Origin of the sequence: Pantoea sp. SJZ147, assembly GCF_007828605.1 — a bacterium.
Lineage (GTDB): Bacteria > Pseudomonadota > Gammaproteobacteria > Enterobacterales > Enterobacteriaceae > Pantoea > Pantoea allii.
In genome coordinates this window covers 95,559-117,834 of record NZ_VIVB01000017.1, presented here as the reverse complement: position 1 = coordinate 117,834, position 22,276 = coordinate 95,559, and the positions used below count along the sequence as shown (strand labels likewise).

General features: G+C 52.1%; 19 protein-coding genes. 7 read left to right on the top strand and 12 right to left on the bottom strand.

Annotation, left to right across the window (positions count from 1 at the left end):
- Window positions 1-13: 13 nt before the first annotated feature.
- Window positions 14-457, top strand: coding sequence for a YccF domain-containing protein (locus FBY13_RS21550; RefSeq protein WP_145395103.1), 444 nt, complete (start codon window positions 14-16; stop codon window positions 455-457).
- Window positions 438-2,585, top strand: coding sequence for a YccS family putative transporter (gene yccS, locus FBY13_RS21545; protein ID WP_063878986.1), 2,148 nt, complete (start codon window positions 438-440; stop codon window positions 2,583-2,585). Before FBY13_RS21550 ends, yccS begins: the two co-directional genes overlap by 20 nt.
- Here yccS and FBY13_RS21540 read toward each other — a convergent pair.
- Complete coding sequence (locus FBY13_RS21540) at window positions 2,582-3,208, bottom strand: TfoX/Sxy family DNA transformation protein (protein ID WP_145395102.1); 627 nt, start codon at window positions 3,206-3,208, stop codon at window positions 2,582-2,584. The two genes, yccS and FBY13_RS21540, sit on opposite strands and share 4 nt — an antisense overlap.
- 210 nt (window positions 3,209-3,418) lie before the next feature.
- On the opposite strand from FBY13_RS21540, the gene sulA reads away from it, so the two are divergent.
- Window positions 3,419-3,910, top strand: coding sequence for an SOS-induced cell division inhibitor SulA (sulA, locus tag FBY13_RS21535; RefSeq protein ID WP_063878984.1), 492 nt, complete (start codon window positions 3,419-3,421; stop codon window positions 3,908-3,910).
- Between the two features lie 351 nt (window positions 3,911-4,261).
- A complete protein-coding gene (ompA, locus tag FBY13_RS21530; RefSeq protein ID WP_063878983.1) occupies window positions 4,262-5,335 on the top strand; it encodes a porin OmpA in 1,074 nt (357 codons plus the stop codon).
- A gap of 106 nt (window positions 5,336-5,441) precedes the next feature.
- On the opposite strand, the gene matP is transcribed toward ompA, so the two are convergent.
- Window positions 5,442-5,909: a macrodomain Ter protein MatP gene (gene matP, locus FBY13_RS21525; RefSeq protein ID WP_141248571.1), complete on the bottom strand. Its 468-nt coding sequence runs from the start codon at window positions 5,907-5,909 to the stop codon at window positions 5,442-5,444.
- Between the two features lie 95 nt (window positions 5,910-6,004).
- On the opposite strand from matP, the gene FBY13_RS21520 reads away from it, so the two are divergent.
- On the top strand, window positions 6,005-7,831 hold the full coding sequence (locus FBY13_RS21520) for a Lon protease family protein (RefSeq protein WP_063878980.1): 1,827 nt from the start codon (window positions 6,005-6,007) through the stop codon (window positions 7,829-7,831).
- 68 nt (window positions 7,832-7,899) lie between these two features.
- Window positions 7,900-8,418, top strand: coding sequence for a bifunctional 3-hydroxydecanoyl-ACP dehydratase/trans-2-decenoyl-ACP isomerase (fabA, locus tag FBY13_RS21515; protein ID WP_008925876.1), 519 nt, complete (start codon window positions 7,900-7,902; stop codon window positions 8,416-8,418).
- 68 nt (window positions 8,419-8,486) lie between these two features.
- On the opposite strand, the gene rmf is transcribed toward fabA, so the two are convergent.
- The 6 genes from rmf to rlmKL form a co-directional block, all read right to left on the bottom strand.
- Window positions 8,487-8,654 carry a ribosome modulation factor gene (rmf, locus tag FBY13_RS21510; protein ID WP_006118662.1) on the bottom strand — a complete coding sequence of 56 codons (168 nt, stop codon included), beginning with the start codon at window positions 8,652-8,654 and terminating at the stop codon, window positions 8,487-8,489.
- Window positions 8,655-8,912: 258 nt separating this feature from the next.
- Complete coding sequence (gene pqiC, locus FBY13_RS21505) at window positions 8,913-9,497, bottom strand: membrane integrity-associated transporter subunit PqiC (protein WP_096012245.1); 585 nt, start codon at window positions 9,495-9,497, stop codon at window positions 8,913-8,915.
- The gene (gene pqiB / locus FBY13_RS21500) at window positions 9,494-11,137 is read right to left on the bottom strand and encodes an intermembrane transport protein PqiB (RefSeq protein WP_063878977.1); all 1,644 of its coding nucleotides are present in this window, start codon (window positions 11,135-11,137) and stop codon (window positions 9,494-9,496) included. The genes pqiC and pqiB overlap by 4 nt, the downstream gene beginning before the upstream one ends.
- The gene (gene pqiA / locus FBY13_RS21495) at window positions 11,124-12,392 is read right to left on the bottom strand and encodes a membrane integrity-associated transporter subunit PqiA (RefSeq protein WP_145395101.1); all 1,269 of its coding nucleotides are present in this window, start codon (window positions 12,390-12,392) and stop codon (window positions 11,124-11,126) included. The genes pqiB and pqiA overlap by 14 nt, the downstream gene beginning before the upstream one ends.
- 15 nt (window positions 12,393-12,407) lie before the next feature.
- Complete coding sequence (locus tag FBY13_RS21490) at window positions 12,408-14,327, bottom strand: ABC transporter ATP-binding protein (protein WP_145395100.1); 1,920 nt, start codon at window positions 14,325-14,327, stop codon at window positions 12,408-12,410.
- A gap of 5 nt (window positions 14,328-14,332) precedes the next feature.
- Entirely contained in the window at window positions 14,333-16,447 is a 2,115-nt protein-coding gene (rlmKL, locus tag FBY13_RS21485) for a bifunctional 23S rRNA (guanine(2069)-N(7))-methyltransferase RlmK/23S rRNA (guanine(2445)-N(2))-methyltransferase RlmL (RefSeq protein WP_096012242.1), read from the bottom strand.
- A gap of 109 nt (window positions 16,448-16,556) precedes the next feature.
- Here rlmKL and FBY13_RS21480 point away from each other — a divergent pair, with 109 nt between their 5' ends.
- Entirely contained in the window at window positions 16,557-17,666 is a 1,110-nt protein-coding gene (locus FBY13_RS21480; protein ID WP_145395099.1) for a YcbX family protein, read from the top strand.
- Between the two features lies 1 nt (window position 17,667).
- On the opposite strand, the gene FBY13_RS21475 is transcribed toward FBY13_RS21480, so the two are convergent.
- From FBY13_RS21475 to FBY13_RS21460, 4 genes are all read right to left on the bottom strand, one after another.
- Window positions 17,668-18,210, bottom strand: coding sequence for a cell division protein ZapC (locus FBY13_RS21475; protein ID WP_063878971.1), 543 nt, complete (start codon window positions 18,208-18,210; stop codon window positions 17,668-17,670).
- A gap of 142 nt (window positions 18,211-18,352) precedes the next feature.
- Entirely contained in the window at window positions 18,353-19,363 is a 1,011-nt protein-coding gene (pyrD, locus tag FBY13_RS21470) for a quinone-dependent dihydroorotate dehydrogenase (protein ID WP_063878970.1), read from the bottom strand.
- A 134-nt stretch (window positions 19,364-19,497) separates the two neighbouring features.
- A complete protein-coding gene (locus FBY13_RS21465; RefSeq protein WP_063878969.1) occupies window positions 19,498-20,799 on the bottom strand; it encodes a flippase in 1,302 nt (433 codons plus the stop codon).
- Window positions 20,800-20,882: 83 nt separating this feature from the next.
- Window positions 20,883-21,863 (bottom strand): glycosyltransferase, encoded by a 981-nt coding sequence (locus FBY13_RS21460; RefSeq protein WP_145395098.1) that lies wholly within the window; start codon window positions 21,861-21,863, stop codon window positions 20,883-20,885.
- Window positions 21,864-22,276: the final 413 nt, after the last annotated feature.

Below are 22,276 nucleotides of genomic sequence, written 5' to 3'. Positions count from 1 at the left end.
GGAAAAGCGGGTTATGCGCACTGTTTTAAATATTCTCAATTTTGTTTTAGGTGGATTCTTCACCACGCTCAGTTGGTTGTTCGCAACGCTTATCAGCGTTGTACTGGTTTTTACCCTGCCGTTGACGCGCTCCTGCTGGGAAATCACCAGGCTCTCGTTTCTGCCGTTTGGCAATGAAGCGGTGCATGTGGACGTCCTGCGCCCCGACAGTAAAAGTCACATCATGAATACGGGGGGAACCTTCCTGAATATCTTCTGGCTGATTTTTTTCGGCTGGTGGCTGTGCCTGTCCCACATTTCAGTCGGTATTGTGCAGTGCATCAGCATCATTGGCATTCCAGTAGGTATCGGAAACTTCAAGATTGCCGCCATTGCACTCTGGCCGGTAGGTCGTCGGGTTGTCTCTGTCGAAGAGGCGCGTGCCGCGCGTGATGCCAATGCCCGTCGCCGCTATTAATATTCTGTCTGGATGGCGCAAGTATTTTTTTAACAGCACCTGGCGTTACCTGCTGCGTATCCTGTTCGCCTTGAGCGGATGCGCAGCGGTTCCCTGGTTACTGCAGCAGATTGACTGGACCATTCCCTTGACCCTTGGCGTGGTCGCCGCCGCGCTGGCCGATCTGGATGATCGGCTGGCTGGGCGTTTAAAAAATCTGTTAATCACCCTGTTGTGCTTTTGTATCGCTTCGGTTTCAGTAGAGCTGTTATTCCCTCACCCGCTGGCCTTTATTGTCGGCCTGGCCATCTCCACCTGGGGTTTCATTCTGCTGGGCGCGCTGGGGCAGCGCTATGCCACCATTGCTTTCGGCGCATTGTTGATTGCCGTTTACACCATGCTGGGCATCGGACTTTTTTCACAGTGGTATCTGCAGCCCATGCTGCTGCTGGTCGGCGCGCTCTGGTATAACCTGCTGACGCTGCTGGGGCACATGATGTTTCCCGTTCGCCCGGTTCAGGAACAACTGGCAGCCAGTTTTTCTCAGTTAGCGCACTATCTTGATGCCAAAGCCAACCTGTTTGATCCTGATGCCGATGACCAGGACGATGCGACTTTTGTTGAGGCGGCCATGGTGAACAGCCAGCTTGTCGCCCAACTCAATCTGACCAAAACAACCCTGCAGAGCCGTTTACGTGGCGACAGGGGTTCGCGTGGCACCCGACGGAGCCTGCACTACTATTTTGTCGCCCAGGACATCCACGAACGCGCCAGCTCGTCTCATCTTCAGTACCATTTACTGCGCGGCAACTGGCGTTATAACGAAATTTTGTTTCGCTTTCAGCGCCTGCTTAACATGCAGGCTCAGGCATGCCGACAACTGGCCCGCGCGCTTTTACTGCGCGAACGTTGGGAACATGACAGTCGTTTTGAGCGCGTTTTTGAACGTTTACACAACGCTATTCAACGTCTCGAACAGAGCCATCCGGATGCAGCCCATACCGGCGCGCTGTTTTGGTTATTACGTAACCTGCAAGCGATTGATGCGCAACTGGCCTCTATTGAGTCTGAGCAGGCGCTGGCGGACGATCCGCAGCACAGCGACAATATGCTGTCGCGCGAGGAGCTCAGTGGCTGGAGCGACATTAAGCTGCGCCTGAGCCGCCACCTGACGCCCGCCTCTGCGCTGTTTCGTCATGCTGTCAGGATGTCAGTGGTGATGTGCGTCGGATATGGATTTATTCAGATTACCGGTCTGGAGCGCGGCTACTGGATCCTGTTGACCAGCCTGTTTGTTTGCCAGCCCAACTACAGTGCGACCCAGCGCAGACTGGCACTGCGCATCGGGGGAACGCTGGCAGGCATTGCTATTGGCTTGCCTTTACTGTGGCTGGTGCCCTCTGTGGAAGGCCAGCTGTTTTTGATTGTCGTGACCGGTGTCCTGTTCTTTGCGTTTCGCCAGGTGCAATACGCCCAGGCAACCCTGTTTATTACCCTGCTGGTTCTGCTTTGTTTTAACCTGCTGGGTGAAGGTTTTGAAGTGGCATTACCCCGGGTCGTTGATACGCTGCTGGGCTGCGCGCTGGCCTGGCTGGCGGTCACCTTTATCTGGCCTGACTGGCGCTTTCGCCAACTTCCGGCCGTTGCCACCCGAACGTTGAATGCCAACTGTCGCTATCTTGATGCCATTATGGAGCAATATCATCAGGGTAAAGACAATCGTCTTGCTTATCGTATTGCCCGTCGTGACGCGCACAACGCTGATGCCGAGCTGGCATCGGTAGTATCCAATATGAGCAGTGAGACCCGCACCAGCCTTAAACTTCGGGAGTCGGCGTTTCAGTTACTGTGCCTGAATCACTCCTTCCTGAGCTATATCTCTGCGCTGGGCGCGCACCGAGACAAAGTGACGCAGCCTGCCCTGCTGGCGCTGCTCGACGATACGGTATGTTATGTCGAGGATGTGCTGCAGACGGATGTGGTCAGTGACAGCCGGGCAGAAAAAATGCGTATTGAACTGGTGCAGCGCATCGCGCAGCTCACTACCGAGCCGGACCCACGTGCGCCGCTGGTGCTACAGCAACTGGGTTTACTGGTCGCGCTGATGCCCGACATTGCACGCCTGCGACGCACACTGGGCAAACGCTAACGGCCTTTTTCTTTCCCCTCCGACATCATCAGTGCGGCCTGATACCACTCGCCTAACTCGGTTTTAATGGTTTGCGGCAGCGCCGCCTGATGATGACCGGAAATCGCCCCTTCAAGCGCTAACAGCGTTTTGAGGCCAAGATGATGGTTCTTGCGTCTCAGTTTTAACCAACACTGTTTGGCCCCTGCTTCATGCAAGTGTTTTACGGTACAGATACCTATCTCATGCAGCATCATTTCCAGTCGCAGACTGACATTCGGCAGGTCTTTTAAACGCACCTTGCCCTGGCGGTCATCTTGTTCACGCCGGGCGGTTTCCAGTGAAGCGGCAGACAGCGCGACCAGATGCTCTGGGTGAGCCCACAGGTTGTCATCGACCTTATAATAATTCAGGCTGACCGCTATCCCGCGTTTGCGAAACGTAAGCGGTTCCAGCGGCTGTTCTGCCACATATTCCCGTAATTCTTCACTGGCGCGTAAATAGAGCTGATCTTCTTTTATCAGTGCAAAAACGACCCGTTCAACCGCCAGGGCATAGCCACCAAACTGGGTACGGGATTGAACATGACCCAACGGGGCCAACTGCTGTATTGAGCGCAGGATGACCCGCTGCTGTTTCTTCATATCATCACCTCCTTGTAACACAAACCTGTTAAAAACGTTACTATTCAGACGGTTAGAAGATAAGTAAATTCAGTAACAGGTTCAATGAATAAATCCGTTTAAACACAACCTTGTGCAAATTTTGCGAGGCATTTTCAGAAATTCAGGTTGATCTTTATCCAGGATGCCATTACTGTATATCCATACAGTCAACTGCTGAGTGATTAATTTATGCGCACCCAACATACCAGTAATGTATGCTCTGCTCACCGTTACGCCTTGTCCTCTGTTCCGGCAACGCACGGAGGCTGGATCACTGAATTACGTTACAGCGAACAGCCTGGCATGATGCAGATGCTGCTGTTACCGCTGCTACAGCAATTGAGTCAACAATCTCGCTGGCAACTGTGGTTAACGCCTGCCCATAAGTTGAGCCGGGCCTGGATGCAGGAATCGGGTTTGCCACTTGAGAAAAGTATGCATATCGCCGATGCTGAACGTTACAATGCTGTAGAGGCCATGATTAAAGCGTTACGCACAGGAAATTACAGTGTTGTTTTGGCCTGGATTCCCTACGAACTGGATGAAGATGAACGTCGTGAACTGGAACTTGCGGCGGCGGAAGGAAAAGCCCTGGGGCTCATTTTGCGGTCGGGTGAAACTCCCAAAACGGCAGTAAGACCAGAAAGTTCGCTAAAAATTCAGTCTGATTTGTTTCATTAAGTAAAAAATGAGATTTATCTCAACAGGTTTTTTATCTGACTAAAGGCTAAGACACTGATTCTGCTCCCCCCAGTAATGACAACGGCTTAGCCCCCTTTTTGTGGGGTAAGCACCCCACAGAAGTTCAGGCTAAATTGTTAGAAATTATGTATAAAACACTGTTTTTTTACATAAGTGCCTCACATCACACTTGTAAGTTTCCAATCTCGTTGTAGACTTTATCTCGCCAGGGTGCTCAATAACCTCCGTTTTTTGCGGTAGAGTCATAAGCGAGCGTTTTGACCCGGCGAAGGATTAAACCAAGAGCAACCTTTATGCTCATTGCCTATTTGGATGATAACGAGGCGCAAAATGAAAAAGACAGCTATCGCAATTGCAGTGGCACTGGCTGGCTTCGCTACCGTAGCGCAGGCCGCCCCAAAAGATAACACCTGGTACACCGGTGCTAAACTGGGCTGGTCTCAGTATCACGACACTGGTTACTACGGTCACGGTTACCAAAACAACGACGGCCCAACTCATGAAAGCCAACTGGGCGCGGGTGCGTTCGGTGGTTACCAGGCTAACCCATACCTGGGTTTTGAACTGGGTTATGACTGGTTAGGTCGTATGCCTAATAAAGGCAACCAGGTGAATGGCGCATTTAAAGCACAGGGCATCCAGCTGGCTGCCAAACTGAGCTACCCAATCGCAGACGATCTGGACATCTATACCCGCCTGGGTGGCATGGTATGGCGTGCAGACTCTACTCAGCAGAACGTAGCTACTGGCACTCGCATCAGCGACCACGACACCGGTGTTTCTCCACTGGCCGCTGTTGGTGTTGAATATGCGCTGACCAAAAACTGGGCAACCCGTCTGGATTACCAGTGGGTTAACAACATCGGTGATGCACAGACCGTTGGTGCTCGTCCAGACAACGGCATGCTGAGCCTGGGTGTTTCTTACCGCTTCGGTCAGGATGATGTTGCTGCACCAGCTCCGGCTCCAGCACCAGCTCCAGCGCCAGTGGTTCAGACCAAGCGCTTCACTCTGAAATCAGACGTCCTGTTCACGTTCAACAAGTCGACTCTGAAGCCAGAAGGTCAGCAGGCTCTGGATCAGCTGTACAGCCAGCTGAGCTCAATGGATCCTAAAGACGGTTCAGTAGTTGTTCTGGGCTTTACCGATCGCATCGGTTCAGAGCAGTACAACCAGAAACTGTCTGAGAAACGTGCTCAGTCAGTAGTAGATTACCTGGTATCTAAAGGTATCCCTACTAACAAGATCTCTGCTCGCGGCATGGGTGAATCTAACCCAGTTACTGGCAACACCTGTGACAGCGTGAAAGGTCGTAAGGCCCTGATCGACTGCCTGGCGCCAGACCGTCGTGTAGAAATCGATGTTAAAGGCATCAAAGACGTTGTAACTCAGCCACAGGCTTAAGTTATACGTGATAAAAAACCCCGCTAATGCGGGGTTTTTTTTGTCCTGAATATGAGATGGCTCATGGGGTTTTTGCTCTGAAGCGGCTGTCCAGATGGTACGCCCACTACTCTTTTTCAGAACCCGAGTTGCCTAATATCGCCTGCAGATCCTGCTTCAGCGTCGACATTTGGCTGGCGTACTTCTCTTTGCGTTCGGCATCTTCGATGAGCTGCACGATGGTTTCGGACAGCGTACTGTTACGGCGCTGCGCTAATCCCGCCAGCCGTTGCCAGACCAGATATTCGAGATCGATTGATTTTTTACGTGTGTGCTGATGCTCAGCATTGAAATGTCGCTTTCGCCGGGCACGGATAGTTTGCTTAAGTCGGTTGTCCAGATCGGGATGAATATGCTGGTTGATCCAGTCGTTAATTTCTACCGGATTATTTTCCATCACCAACAGCTTATCGACCGCGGCCTGCGCAGCACTGAGTTCCAGGTGACGCGTGATCAGCTCACCTTCCCGATGTTTTTTCACCAGGTATTTCCACTTCCATCCACTTTCAAGATTTTCGAGCTGCTGGTATTTCATCGGAATCTCATCGTGATCACGTAACGAACTAAGAATAACAGCTTTTTTACCGGATGCAGCAACGAAAAACATGCTGCCAGCGTCACAACATCTGATTGAACTCTGCAGTGCTTAAGCAAGGTGAATCCTGTATAATCTCGCTTTTCTCAAAACAGACAAATGCGATTATTTTGACCAGCACTCAACTTACGTGGCAAACCTTACAGCCGGATAGTACGCAATATCAATCCGTTTTCTCCCGAATTGCTGACGAAGAGACCGATGCCTTAGCAACGGTACAGCCCCGACTGCTGAACGCGCTGGCCCATTTACATCATCAAAGTCAGGGTTTCCCACTGCTGCTGGTTCGCAGCCAGGAAAACCGTGACTATCTTGCGTTGATAGCTGATGCAGCACAACGCGTTATGGGCCATTCGTCAGCACTGTCCGGTGGTGACTACCACATCATGGCCGACAACGTTACCTTGCAGCCGCCAACCGACAGCCAGCGCCCGTTTACTAGCCAGGGTGGCATTCACTATGCTGACTGGATCGAGCAGGAAGCGCTGTTTGGCTGTGTTCGGATGCACAAAGATCGTATTCAGCTTGAGCCGGGCCTTATTCATCGTGCTAACGGCGGAACACTGGTACTTTCACTGCGCGCATTGCTCACTCAGCCGCTGCTGTGGCTGCGGCTGAAAAAGTCTATTGAACAAGGCTACATTGAGTGGTTGTCGCAGGACGAACGTCGTCCCCTGCCGGTTTCCGTTCCCCCGCTTCCGCTTCAGCTGAATCTGGTGCTCTGCGGTGAACGTGACACACTGGCTGATTTTCAGGAGCTGGATGCTGAAGCTCACGAAATGGCGATTTACACTGAATTCGAAGAAAATATTCAGATCCTGGATGAAGACGACATGCTCGCATGGTGTCGCTGGACAGTCGATCTTGCCAGCCAGGCGGATATCGCCGTCCCCGATGAAGACTTCTGGCCAGAACTGATCAAAGAAGGCGTCCGTTATAGCGGCGATCAGGAAACCCTTCCGCTCTGCCCACGCTGGCTGCTGCGCCAGCTGCGTGAAACCACCCTGATGGGTGACACGCTCAGCGCCGAAGCACTGCGTGACGCGCTGGAAGCACGGCTGTGGCGTGAGAACTACCTCAACGAACGTTTGCGTGATGAGATTCTGCAGCGCCAAATTTTGGTCGAAACAGAAGGTGAAGTCGTTGGTCAGATAAACGGCCTGTCAGTGGTGGAATATCCCGGTCATCCGCGTGCCTGGGGCGATCCCTGCCGTATTACCTGCGTGGTGCATCCCGGTGACGGTGAATTTACCGATGTCGAACGCAAAGCGGAGCTAGGTGGCAATATTCATGCTAAAGGCATGATGATTATGCAGGCCTACCTGATTGCTGAACTGGAGCTTGATCAGCAACTGCCGTTTTCAGCGTCACTGGTGTTTGAACAATCTTATTCCGAAGTGGATGGCGACAGCGCGTCGCTGGCAGAACTGTGCGCCTTGATTAGCGCCCTTGCCAGCGAGCCCTTGAATCAGCAGGTTGCGGTCACCGGCTCGGTCGATCAGTTTGGTAATGTGCAACCGGTTGGCGGACTGAATGAAAAGATCGAAGGGTTTTTCGATATCTGCCATCAGCGTGAGCTGACCGGACAGCAGGGCGTCATTATTCCTGCCTGTAACGTTCGTCACCTCAGTCTGAACCAGCAGGTGGTTAGCGCGGTCGAAGAGGGACGTTTTCATATCTGGGCAATCGATCGTGCTGATGAAGCGCTGCCTCTGCTGACAGGTAAAATATGGAATACGGAAGATGGCGAAGGCGAATGTCTGCTGCGTACGATTCAGGAGCGCATCAGTCAGATGAATCAACCAGAGCCTTCACCACGATTCTGGCCGCTGCGATGGCTTAACTGGTTTAACCACCGCTAATCCCATTTGCTCAGCATACAACTGTTCGCTAATATTCGAGATTCACTAAAAGAAGGCTTATTGAGAACATGGTAGATAAACGCGAATCCTATACCAAAGAAGACCTGATCCTGTCTGGTCGCGGTGAACTGTTCGGCGAAAATGGTCCGCCGCTTCCATCCGGCAATATGCTGATGATGGACCGCGTGGTCAAAATGACGGAAGACGGTGGTAAATACGATAAAGGCTTCGTGGAAGCTGAGCTGGATATCAATCCGGACCTGTGGTTCTTTGGTTGCCACTTTATTGGCGATCCGGTTATGCCTGGTTGCCTGGGTCTTGATGCAATGTGGCAGCTGGTGGGCTTTTATCTCGGCTGGCTGGGTGGCGAAGGCAAAGGTCGTGCGCTGGGTGTAGGCGAAGTAAAATTCACCGGCCAGGTTCTGCCAGAAGCAAAAAAGGTGACGTATCGCATTCACTTCAAACGTGTCATTAACCGTAAGCTGGTGATGGGCGTTGCCGATGGTGAAGTGCTGGTTGATGGTAATCTCATTTATACCGCCAGCGATTTGAAAGTGGGTCTGTTCAAAGATACCGCAGCATTCTGATACGTTCCCCGCAGAAATGAAAACCTCCGCTTGATGCGGAGGTTATATCCCTTTTCAGTGACATCCGGCTACGCAGCAGCCGACCTGTCCTCCATGGCTTGTCGCCAACCTCCCAACCAGTGAGACTTAGCGTCTATCATTTGATACGGACACATCTCTTTAGAGCGTCCTGTAATGCCAGCTTGATAACCACGTGAATGGGCGCGCTCAAGGCGGTCTCGTTTCTGTCTCTTCATACTCCGTGTCCCTCATGTAAGGTATGTGGAATCTGGTGGAAAGAAAAAGATGGCTAATAAATGTTCAGCCACCCTTTTGTTTTACTCGCTCTGTATGAAAAGATCAATGCGCAATCTTCACGCCAATGTCACAAATGTGACCTGAACCGGACATAAATTTTCTGTTTCGTGATGTAAGCCTATTGCTTTATCCGTATGATTTATATAGAAACCTTTGATAACGTCAAAAAACTTATACGATTCGAAACAATAAGTTAACTAAAAGCCCGTCCCCGCTGAGTGTGCAGTGGCAGCGTTACGCGCAATCTGTTGAGCTATCTGCTGCCAGCCCTGGGCAAGCGTTTTGACTAATGCATCATAGCCATCTTCTCGCTGTGGCAGTACCAGACTGAACGCTTGCTTTGTGAAGCGTCCCTGATGTTCCAGCGTCCACTGCCCGCTAATCACCACCTTGCCGTCATACCTGCCCTGGAAGTCGTTCACCGTCACGTTCAGCGTATCGTGTTCTTGCCCGATTAACGTCTGAGTGACCAGACGACCCGGCAAGGCTTTGGTGAGATTGGTAATTAACGTTTGCTGAAGCTGCTGATCAAGCGGACTGGCCCACAAATTATTGGCGGCTATAACGTATTTTACGTCACTGGTTTGATAAACCAGGCCGTTACCCGCCAGATAATCCGGTACGACCACCTGCTGCACCCACAATGTCGGCTGTGCGTTTGCCTCACTGCTGATCACCTGCATCGAGGCTGCCCCTGAGGGCAGCTGATAGTAAGTGGTATTCACCGTGCTGCTACAGGCACTCAGTGCGAGAGCGGCCAAAAAAACGAGTCCTTTTTTCATTGTTTCGCCCTCTTCGGCTGGGGATCCTGTCCCGGTTTTGCTTCAAACACTAACGCATTACTTTTGGCATTTAGCGTCTTCAGCACTGGCTGCAGTTCACGCAGCACCTGATCAAGCCGTTGCATATCGCCCACCAGCTTGCTGTAGGCAGGTGAACCTGGCTGCAATCCTTTCATACTGCGGTTGAGCTCACGTAGCGTCTGCTGGGTCTCTTCAGGCAGCGTTTTCATCGCCGGACTGCTGGTAACGACGTTGATGTTATCAATGGTACGTTGCAGATCGCGCAGGGTTTTCTGGCTCTCCTTCAGCGTTCCGGTTGCTTCCGACACCATATTGTTTAGCGGTAAACCGTTAATTTTATCCAGCGCAGCCATCAGTTTCTGCTGAATCTGGCTCAAGCCGCCGCTCACCGTCGGGATCACTTCATAACCCGCCACTTTATCCGGGCCTTTATACACCGGTGCATTGTCATAGAAGTCGATATCGACAAACAGCGCGCCAGATAACAGGTTGCCGGTCTTCAACGTGGCGCGCAGGCCGTGTTTCTTACCATCCTGGAGATGCTGTTCAATGTCGAAGTTTTCACCCAGACGGCTAATGAAACGGTCAGGTTCAATGCGAATCAACACCGGCACGCGATAGTCGTTATTCAGCGCCTGCGCAGTGCCTGCATTCATAAACGGCACCTCTGAAACCGTACCCAGACGAATGCCGCGGAATTCCACCGGCGCACCGACCTGCAGCCCGCGAATCGAATCCGAGAAGAACAATAAATAGTCAATATGCGTGGTATACAGAGAGTCCTGAATACTGCGTTGATCGTCAAACAGATGATAATCCGCATGATTCTGGGCCGCTTTACCTAAATCCCAGCCATCTGGCACATCAAAGCTGACCCCGCCGCTGAACAGCGTGGTCAGCGATCCCATTTCAACCCGCATGCCTGACGCCGACATATCAACGGCAATGCCGCTGTCTTTCCAGAAGCGCACATTGGTGGTCACCAGGCGGTCGTAAGGGGCGGCGATAAACAGCTGATAGGTCATCATGCGTTTATCGGTATCAAAACTGCTGGTTTCAACGGTGCCAACACGATAGCCCCGGAACAGCACCGGATCACCCGCGTTAAGCTGTCCCGCTTTTTTACTGTCGAGGATAATGCGGATGCCCTTCGCATCAGGCGGCGCTAAAGGTGGCGCATCCAGCAAGGTGTACTGATCCAGGGGTTCTTTTTTGGTACCCGGCTGGAGCTCAATATATGCCCCGGACAGCAGTGTGCCTAAACCGGTAATGCCTTCGCGACCGACCTGGGGTTTGACCACCCAAAACGCGCTGTCGCTGTGTAGCAGCTTTTCCATACCGGCATTCAGTCGGGCTTTAATCTCAACATGGTGAAGATCGTCAGTCAGTACCGCACTTTCAACCACACCCACGTTAACACTGCGGCTTTTTATGGTGGTTTTACCCGCTTCAATGCCCTCGGCGCTCTCGGTAATCAACGTGACTTCCGGTCCCTGATGGCTAAAGTGATAAAAAAGAATCCAGCCGCCAATTAACAGCGTAACAATAGGGACGATCCATACCGGAGACCAACGCTTGATCTGATCCACTTTGGCATGACCGTGATTATTTTCCGTCAAGATGCGGCTCCTTCATGTTTTTTTCACCAGCACGATCCCAGGTTAAGCGCGGGTCAAACGTCATTGCTGCAATCATGGTCAGAATCACCACCAGCGCAAACAATACGGCTCCCCATGCCGGGTAAACTTTCATTAACTGCCCCATACGCACCAGCGCCGAGAGCACAGCAATCACAAAGACGTCAATCATTGACCAACGTCCAACAAATTCAACCACCTCATAGATCAGGTGCATTTTATGGCTGTCACGCTGCCCGCGCCCGCTGGCATCCCAACACAGCCAGCCAATCGCCAGCATTTTCAGGGACGGGACCATAATACTGGCGATAAAAATAACTAACGCCACCGGATAGGAACCATCGCCCCAGAGTAAAATCACCCCGGCCATAATATTGGATGGCATCGCCGACCCCAGCGTTTCGGTAATCATAATCGGCAGCAAATTGGCGGGGATGTAAAGCATAACGGAGGTGATCAGCAGGGCCAGCGTCCACTGCAGGCTGTGCTTGCGGCGCGCATCGGCAACCACGCCACAGCGCGGACATTCCCGCTGCGCCACCGGCAACACCGCAGTACAGCACGGGCAGGAGCGCAGGCCCTGTTTTAATCCACTGACACCGGCTTGTGGGGCATGAGGCAAAGGCGGCATGGGTTCAATGTGCTGCCACAGCCAACGGCGGTCCAGGCACTGAAATGCCCGTAGCTGTAAGAGACAAAACAGGCACCACGGCCAGAAGCTGGTTTCGAGACCGATTTCACCATAAGCCATTAACTTCACGAAACTGACCAGCACGCCAGCCATAAAGATTTCTGCCATGCCCCAGTTGCGCATATGGAAAAGACTTCGTGCCAGCCCCAGTTTAAGGCTGACAGGCATCCTGACCTGATTGACCAACAGGACAATCGTGATCATGCAAAAGGCGGGAATGCCCTGGACAAACAGCAGGAACAACGTGGCCAGGCTGGCGTAATCATCGGCCACCATCACCCTGGGGATTTGCATCAGGCTAATCTGGCTGGACAGCCCGGCGACTTTCATGGTGATAAACGGAAACAGATTGGCGAGCACCAACATAAACAGTGCGGCAAGCGCATACCCGGTCGGACGTTTACGCGGCTCCGACCAGTTCACGGTCAGGGAAGTATGGCAGCGCGGACATGACGCACGGCTGCCAACGGGAATGTCCGGCAGTTTTACCATCAAGTCGCACTGTGGACAGAGCATCCACGCGTTCGTTTTCTCTGCAGAACACATTCCCGGACCCTTAAGCTATGCGCCGTTTCTCATAGATTCCAGCTCTTCCCAACGCGCAAAAGCGGTTTCCAACTGCTGTTCGACGTCAGCCAGTTCATCTAACACCGGCTGCGTTTTATCGTGTGGCTGACTGAAAAAATCCGGATGACTCATCCTGGCCTGCAGCTCGCCAATACGCGCCTCTAACTGTTCCAGTTTTTGTGGCAACTGTTCCAGTTCACGCGTGAGGTTATAGCTTAGTTTGTTCGCGTTACGTTTGGCAGCGTCATTTTTAGCATCGGCTGGCTTAAGGGCACTATTTGCCCCTTTTACTGAGCCCTGTCCCTTTTGCTGTTTATAAGCCGCCCGCTGCTGCTGCGCGTCATGGTAGCCGCCGACAAAGGTCCCTATCTCACCGTTGCCTTCAAAAATCCAGCACTCGGTGACGGTATTGTCAACGAACTGACGATCGTGGCTGACCAGCAGCACGGTGCCCTGGTAGCCATCGATGAGCTCTTCCAGCAGTTCCAGCGTTTCCACATCAAGGTCGTTGGTCGGTTCATCAAGAATCATCAGGTTACTGGGGCGCAGGAACAGACGCGCCAGCAGCAGGCGGTTACGTTCTCCACCCGACAGCGCCCTGACGGGAGTCATCGCGCGTTTTGGATGGAACAGGAAGTCCTGCAGGTAGCCCAGCACGTGGCGCGGTTTACCATTGACCAACACCTCTTGCTTGCCCTCCGCCAGGTTGTCCATCACTGTCCGATCGGGATCGAGTTCGGCACGGTGCTGATCGAAATAGGCGACCTCAAGCTTGGTACCCGAATGCACACGACCGTGATCGGCCTTCAGCTGTTGCAGCATCAGACGCAGTAAGGTGGTTTTCCCACAACCGTTCGGCCCAATCAGGGCAATCTTGTCGCCGCGCTGCACCTGGGCAGAGAAATCTTTTACCAGCTGCTTGCCGTCCACGGCGTAATCCACATTTTCCAGTTCAAAGACAATTTTACCGGAACGTGATGCTTCACCGACCTGCATATTGGCTTTGCCCATGACCTCACGACGCTCTGAGCGCTCGCGGCGCAACGCTTTTAACGCCCGCACGCGGCCTTCATTACGCGTACGACGCGCCTTGATGCCTTGACGAATCCACACTTCTTCCTGCGCCAGCTTGCGGTCAAACTCGGCGTTTTGCATCTCTTCAACGCGCAAGGCTTCTTCTTTGCCTTCCAGGTAGGTGTCGTAGTTACCCGGCCATGACACCAGCTTGCCACGGTCCAGATCCACAATACGGGTGGCCATATTGCGGATAAAAGATCGGTCGTGAGAGATAAAGACGATGCTGCCGCTGAAGGTTTTCAGGAAAGTTTCCAGCCAGTCGATCGTTTCAATATCAAGGTGGTTAGTTGGCTCATCCAGCATCAGCACGCGGGGATTACTGACCAGCGCACGTCCCAGCGCGGCTTTACGCAACCAGCCGCCGGATAAAGAGGACAGTTCGGTGTCCGGCGACAGACCAATCTGCTGCAGCACGTCCATGATACGGCTTTCCAACTGCCACAAATTGTGATGATCCAGAATCCCCTGCAGGCGCGCCATCTCGTTGAGATTTTTATCACTCGGATCGTCCATCACCTGATGCGAAATCGCATGGTAGGCTTTAAGATGCTCCGCCTGCTCTTCTACGCCTTCGGCCACAAAATCATACACCGAACCGCTGATATTCCGCGGTGGGTCCTGCTGAAGCCGTGCCACGACCAGATCGGTTTCATAAATAATGCGACCGTCATCCAGCGGCTGCTCGCCATTAATGATTTTCATCAATGTGGATTTTCCGGCACCGTTACGGCCCACCAGACACACGCGCTCATTTTCTTCGATGTGCAGTTCGGTATTGTCTAACAGCGGCGCATCGCTAAAGGACAGATAAGCGCCGTGGATACTAATTAATGACATGTAACTTATTCCTTACCAGCATGAGTAATCAGCCAGCAGTTATGAATTTGGCGGTTACGCGCAAAATCCTGTGACAGGGTTTTCTGAGTGATGTCCTGAGCCTGGAGCCCCAATGCCTTAAGGCCATCCAGATCCATTTTGAAACCACGTTTGTTATTCGAGAACATGATGGTACCGCCTTTACGCAACAGGCGTTTCAGGTTACGCATCAGCATCATATGATCGCGCTGCACATCGAAACTCTCTTCCATACGTTTTGAGTTGGAAAATGTGGGCGGATCGATAAAGATCAGGTCGAAATTCTCATCGCTCTCGTTCAGCCAGCTCAGGCAGTCGGCATGAAGCAGGCGATGTTGACGGCCGGTCAGGCCGTTGAGCCGCAGGTTACGCTCGGCCCATTCCAGATACGTGCGCGACATATCCACGGTGGTGGTGGAGCGCGCGCCGCCCAGACCCGCATGTACGCTGGCGGAACCGGTGTACGCAAACAGATTCAGAAAATCTTTGCCTTGGCTCATCTGGCCCAGCATCTTGCGGGCAATGCGGTGATCGAGGAACAATCCGGTATCCAGATAGTCAGTCAGGTTCACCAGGAAACGGGCGTTAAACTCCTGCACTTCAAAATAGTCGCCCTTCTCGCTCAGCTTTTGATACTGCGCTTTGCCCTTTTGCCGTTCGCGGGTCTTAAGGATTAAGCGGTTTGATGGCAATTCAAGCACGCTCAGCGTAGCGCTAATCACATCAAACAAACGCTGACGGGCTTTGTTCGCGTCGATGGTTTTGGGTGGTGCATATTCCTGCACGACCACCCAGTCCGCATAGCGATCCACGGCCACATTATAGTCCGGCAGATCGGCGTCATAAATGCGGTAGCACTCAATGCCTTCCTGACGCGCCCACTTATCCAGCTTCTTGAGGTTTTTGCGCAGACGGTTCGCGTAATCTTCAGCAATCTGATTACCGCGCTCAGCGCTGCTCGCCGACAGCTGATAGTTTTTCTGTACACAGTCCAGCGGGCCGTTTTTGGCTTTGAACTGACGGTCGGCACGCAGTTGCAGGCAACTCAGCAGCTCGGGAGACGCGCTAAACAGCGACAAATTCCAGCCAGCAAAATGCTGCTTCATCAACCGACCAAGCTGACTGTGCAGGGCAATAAGCGCAGGCTCGCTTTCCAGACGTTCACCGTAAGGTGGGTTACTGAGTACCGTGCCCAGCGTTTCTGAATTAACGGGATTCTGCAGCTTCAGCAGGTCCTGTTGTGCAAAGGTGAAGTGTTCAAAGACACCGGCGCGGCGCGCGTTCGATTTTGCCCACTCCAGCACCCGGCCGTTATTGTCATAACCAAAAAAACGCGCCTGACACGCTGCGGTGCCGACACGCGCCCGCGCCTGCGCGTCGCTCTTAACCTCTTGCCACAGGCTTTCGTTAAAACCAGACCAGGCGGTGAAGCCCCACTGATTACGCAGTAAACCCGGTGCGCGGTCGCAGGCTATCAGCGCGGCCTCAATCAGCAAGGTCCCGGAACCACACATTGGATCAATAAGCGGCGTGGTGGGCTGCCAGCCTGAACGCATCACAATCGCTGCGGCCAGGTTCTCTTTCAGCGGCGCCTGTCCGGTTTGCTGACGATAACCGCGCTGATGTAAGGCACTGCCGCTTAAGTCCAGCGCAATGCTGGCGCGATCGTCGTCAAGCCACACGTTGATGCGGATATCAGCCTGTTCGCGATCGACGTCCGGGCGTGCCAGATTACGGCGGGTAAAGCTGTCGACAATCGCATCTTTCACGCGCAGTGCGCCAAACTGGCTGTTGCGAATCTCATCGTTGGTGCCGTTAAAATGCACGACAAAGGTTTTATCGCTGCCGAACATGGCTGGCCAGTCGATGCCCTGCACCCCAAGGTAGAGATCGAGATCGCTGTAAACGCCAACCTCAGACAAGGGCAGCAAAATACGCGAAGCCAGACGACTCCACATCAGGCTTTGGTACATAACGCGGTCATCGGCTTTGAAGTGAACGCCTCCCTGTACCACTTGCAAATCCTGCGCGCCCAGCGCGTCCAGCTCATTTTTTAACAGCTCTTCGAGCCCACGCGCCGTGCTGGCAAACAGAGAATTCATATCGTCACTTTTTTACTCTTGAGAAAATTGTTGCGCATTATAGCGAATCGCAGACCTATGTCATAAAGTTAGCTTCTTTTGTCTTGCGCGCCTGCTCCTGGAGACCTTCATGATTACGCTTTCCCGCCTGTTTATCCATCCTGTCAAATCCATGCGCGGGTTACAGGTATCACATGCCTGGGTTGCCAACAGCGGGTTAACCTATGACCGTATCTTTATGGTGACCGAACCTGACGGTACCTTTATTACTGCGCGTCAGTTCCCAGAGATGGTGCAGTTTACGCCGGCCATTACGCCAGAGGGCTTGTTTTTACAAGCGCCCGACGGCAGCCAGTCGCTTATCCGTTTCGTAGACTTCACCCAGGATGAGCAGCCGACAGAGGTCTGGGGCAACACCTTTACCTCACGCATCGCGCCAGACAATATTAACCAGTGGCTGAGTGGTTTTTTTCCACGAGCGGTACAGTTGCGCTGGGTCGGGCCGCAGCCCTCACGTCGCGTGAAGCGCTTTACAGAGGTGCCACTGAGTTTTGCCGATGGATATCCCTACCTGGTAGTGAACAACGCGTCGTGGCAGGATTTACAGCAGCGTTGTCCAGCCAGCGTGCGGATCGAGCAGTTTCGCCCAAACCTGGTGGTGAGTGGTGCACCCGCCTGGGATGAAGACAACTGGGCTGAAATAGCTATCGGTCAGGTAAACTTCTCCGTTCCTAAGCCTTGCAGTCGCTGTGTTTTTACCACGGTTGGTGTTGAAAGCGGCCAGAAACATCCGGATGGCCAACCTTTGGCCACGCTCCAGGGATTTCGAACGGCGCAGGATGGCAGTGGGGACATTGATTTTGGCCTGAATCTGATTGCGCTCAACAGCGGTATTATTCGTGCCGGAGACGAGGTCAGGATAACCAAACGCCAGCCGCCGCGCGCGTACGGACCGGGAGAGGTGGTCGAAACGCTCAAGCCGCAACGGCAAGCGCCCCAGCAGGTCACGATTATCTGGCAGGGCCAGCGCTTCAGCGGCGACAATCAGCAGGTTTTACTTGAGCAGCTCGAAGCGCAGGGCTTCCGCATTCCTTATTCGTGTCGGGCTGGCCTGTGCGGCAGTTGTAAAATAACGCTGGTTGCGGGAAAGGTAAAAGCCTTAAAGCAGAGCGCCATCCGTGATGATGGCACTATATTGAGTTGCAGCTGTATTCCGGCGGGTGATATCGACGTGGTATGAGTTACACCGCGCGCGCATAGCGCGTGGCTTTTTCCTGCTTGTGGGGTTGCAGCCGATCGTTCATCACTTTAATCGCATCGCCAAGAACCATTCCCTTGCCCGCCAGCGTCAGTGCGGGCTGTGCCAGCAAGCAGAGCGCGGCGTTGTCGCCATTTTCGACCACCAGCAGACGCGCCTGTTCGCCATTTTCAGCCAGCGTGACCTCGACCATTTCGCCCACAGCGGGCTGCATTGACTGACGGTGCGCCGAGAAATGCCAGCTTTTTGGCATCAGGGGTTTCAGAAAACGCGCAGCAACCAGCGCATTTAATACCAGTTCAGCGCGTTGATCGCTGTTGAGCGGGCTTTGACGACATTTCTCTTCAAACGTGAAATAGAGTGCAGCATCATCAACACAAAATCCGGATTCGGTGAAAGCATCCGGCGTCAGCATTTTACGTGCATAGCGGGAACGAAAAAGCATACCGTCAGCCAGATCGAGCATCATTCGGTCGTGCTCTGCGTCGTAATACCAACGCCATTTGTCATCGGGTTTAATTTTCATCATGTGCCCTGTATTTACCGCTACGCTAAAAGCAAAAAATCCATCAAATAAAAATGAATGCTGAAAAATCGTGCAACAGGACAAAATATAAACGAGCCGGAGGGATAAATAAACCCCCCAGCGCATTATTATGACGAATGTCTTAGATATGGCTCACGATATCTTTAATTAAGCCCGGCCCTTTATAAATAAAACCAGAATAAATTTGAACCAGCGTGGCGCCTGCCGCTATTTTTTCACGCGCCGCGGTAAGCGAATCAATGCCGCCCACGCCAATAATTGGCAATCGTCCCTGTAATTCTTGTGACAGCCGCTGAATGACGGCGGTGCTGCGAGACTGTACCGGACGACCACTTAAGCCACCGATTTCTTCGCCATATTTCAGACCATTTACCAGCGACCGATCGAGCGTGGTATTTGTCGCAATAACGCCATCAATCTGGTGCCGTATTAAACTGTCAGCCACCTGGATCAATTCTTCCTCAGAAAGATCCGGTGCGATCTTTACCGCCACCGGCACATATTTGAGATGCCGTTTTTCCAGCTCTTTTTGTTTCGCTTTAATGGAAAAGAGCAGATCGTCCAGTGCCTCACCATATTGCAGCGAGCGTAAACCTGGCGTATTAGGAGACGAAATATTGATAGCGATATAACCCGCATGGGCATACACCTTCTCCATGCAGATCAGGTAATCATCTTTGCCCTGCTCTACCGGCGTATCTTTATTTTTGCCAATATTGATCCCCAGTACACCTTTAAAACGGGATTTTTTCACGTTTTCCACCAGATTATCGACACCGAGGTTATTGAACCCCATGCGGTTAATAATCCCTTCTGCTTCGACTAAGCGAAACATGCGCGGCTTGTCGTTGCCCGCCTGAGCGCGTGGCGTAACCGTTCCCACTTCAACAAAGCCGAATCCCATGGCACCAAATGCATCGATACACTCGGCATTCTTATCCAGGCCCGCGGCAAGGCCAAGGGCATTGTCGAACGTCAGCCCCATACAGCTAACCGGACGCGAGGGTAAATTCTGGCGAATGAACATTTCCAGCGGCGTACCGCTCATAAAGCGCAGCTGCTGAAAGGTGAGATGGTGCGCACGTTCAGGATCGAGCCTGAACAATGCCGGTCGGACAATTGAGTAAAACATGCACTCTCCTGGAAGACGGAAGCGATGGTGAAAATCAGTGCACAGGAAATTGTGCGCCAGAATGGTAAGGTGCTCTGGCGCAAAAGTAAATCGCGGGGCGTTAAGCCAGGGGACTGTTTAAAGCAGTTTTGATCTTACACAACGGAATCGTTTGCTGTACGTGAATTCAACCTGTCGGGGAACGCATAGTCACGCCAGATTTTGTGCCGCACCATGATGCCGAAAATACCGATGCAGACCAATACTTCGGCCAGCACCATCGACCAGGCCGCGCCGACGGCACCAAATTTCCACGCCAGCAGGCAGCAAACCGGGACGTTAATCACGCCCGCGACCATCATCACCATCATGCGTTGCCGTGCCAGCCCATGGGGGATCAAAATCTGCAGGCCCGCCGGATACGCGATATTGCCAAACAGGAAGCAGAGTACAAAGACGCGCAGCACATCGGCTGAGGGCAGGAAGTCTTTACCTAACAGCAACGCGACAACCTGATCGGCAAACAGCCAGGTAAAGATCACGATAGCCAGGCTCAGCGCAAACGACAGCATCAGGCTTTTCCGTGTTGCTGCAACCGCCGCCGCTTTGTCGCGGCCAAACAGGTGACTGACGCGGGGGAAAAACGCGCTACCAATCTGCTCTGGCACCGAGTTCGCGGCCTTGCGTAACCGATCCGCACCGTTGTAGATCCCCACCATGTAATGGGAGGTAAAAGAAGCCAGAATCACGACGTTAACACTGTTAAACAGATTGGCGCCCGCGATAGCAATAAACACATCCGCACTGTCGGTGATGCGCTGTTTGATTTCGCGTGGCTCAAAGCGATACGCGCCAATCACCTTCATTTCCAACACAAATTTCAGCGTGATGATGGCGTTGATAATCGACACCGCACCCGGTATCAGGGCAGCCAGCCAGGTATCCTCTGGCGTTTTCACCAGTAAAAACGTCAGTGGAATGGCACAGAAATTACCAAAGGTCGCGATGACAGCCGTTTTGCCCAGCTTTTCGAATCCCTGCATTAACCAGCCGAATGAAAACAGAGAGCCGATTAAGGTGGTGCAGTTAGCCAGGATAATGAAGAACAGAGAATGCCAGGACGGATTAAACCAGGTCGCCGTGAGTAACGTGCCGCTGGTCACCAGCAGCAGCATCAGCTTGGCGTTGAAGGTCGACCAGAAAAGCTGGGTAACACGTGTTTTATCGTCCCGGTGATGGGCAATGTCCTTGGTGGTAAAAACATTGAATCCCCAGTCAGAGATGGTACTGCAGTAAAGGACGCAGGCAATCGCCAGCGCCAGAATCCCCATATGATCCACCCCAAGCACACGCGCCAGATAGGGTAAGGTCGCCAACGGAAACAGGAAGGAGGCTCCCCGGTAGGCCAGTAAAGATAAGATATTGACTACTAAACTTTTGTCGAGCACTTTTGCCATGTCACAACAACCTTATACACATTGCATGTCTCACCTTCGCATTTCGTTCAGGTGCAAACAACATCAGGGTCCACTTTTAGGAATTACGGAACGCGTTTGAGTTCTTTTTTCACTTTATGGCTTTGCAATAAAATGAAGGTTTCCGGACTGTTTAACAGCAGCCATTCTTTAAGGCTGCTGGCTTTAATTCGGCGGCCCAGATAACGAATCGCATTCAGCACATATTCCGGTACCGGCGTTTGGTTGTAGAGCGACAGATAGATCATTAAACGAAAAGAGTGAATAAGGTAGGCTTTTTCCAGCGCCTTCTTTAATTCACTTTCTGCCCGTGAACTGCACAAGGTGTTGAAAGTGGCAATAAAAGCATTGTAGCGCTGAAAGAAAAAAGTAGGACTTTTACTGCTGTTGGTCAGCGACCCACTACGTATGCGCTGTTTGTAATACGTCTGCTGGGTTACCCATGCCTGTTTGCATTTCATAAATACCGATAAGGTAAAATTATGATCTTCATGCACGCGATCGACAAAGCGCAAATGATGCTGCTGGATAACGGTTTTTCTCAGCACGTAATTCCAGGCTGCAGAGGTATAGGAGCCGTTATGAAGCAACGCTAACAGCACATCCTGTGGCCGCTGAATGCCAGACAGGCTGTGCCTGACCTTAGGCCAGGTGATGTGCGGTTTATCTTCCCGGTACGCGCTGGAATTAAAACAAAATAAATCGGTATCCGGATAATTTTCGACGACCTGAGTAAGCTCACTCACTAATCCGTCCGCCACCACATCATCAGGATCGCAAAAGAAAACGAACTGCCCTTGCGCCACTTCTACGCCTTTATCGCGCGCATTGCCTGCACCGCCATTGGCTATTGTGATCATTTTCACCTGCGGAAGATGACTATAGTGCTGTTCAACTAAGGCTACCGTTCCATCGGTAGAGCTGTCGTTAACAATGATAATTTCGTTTGGCGCGCTAATTTGCCGTAATAATGAATCAACGCATTCGACAATATATTTTTCCACATTGTAAGTGGGAATAATGACCGATAACAGGATGTCAGACATACGAGATTTCTCTGCTGTTAGAAAATGACAAATAAAATCCACCAGCCTGAGACAGGCACTGACCAAGGGCGAATAGTAATTTTTAAAATAACAGGCGCTTACATTGAGCAGAGACATTTTACTGCCTGAATCAATAAAATGCCTGTCTCAATGTCGGCAGGAAAAGGCGATCAAAAAAAACATCGTTAGCGGTTCTAAAGAATAACTGACAGATAATCACGTCCCTGTTTAGAAATCATTTAGAAATCATTATCTCATCAGGACGTTTTGGCTGCGCTATCTGTAACCAAACATGAATTACCGTTAAAAAATTCATGTAAAATGCCCGTAATCCCCATCCCTTCCATGCAACTAATCCTAATACTTCGCCGGGAGCCAAACGAAATCACGTTGAATCATCGACATTTTTTACC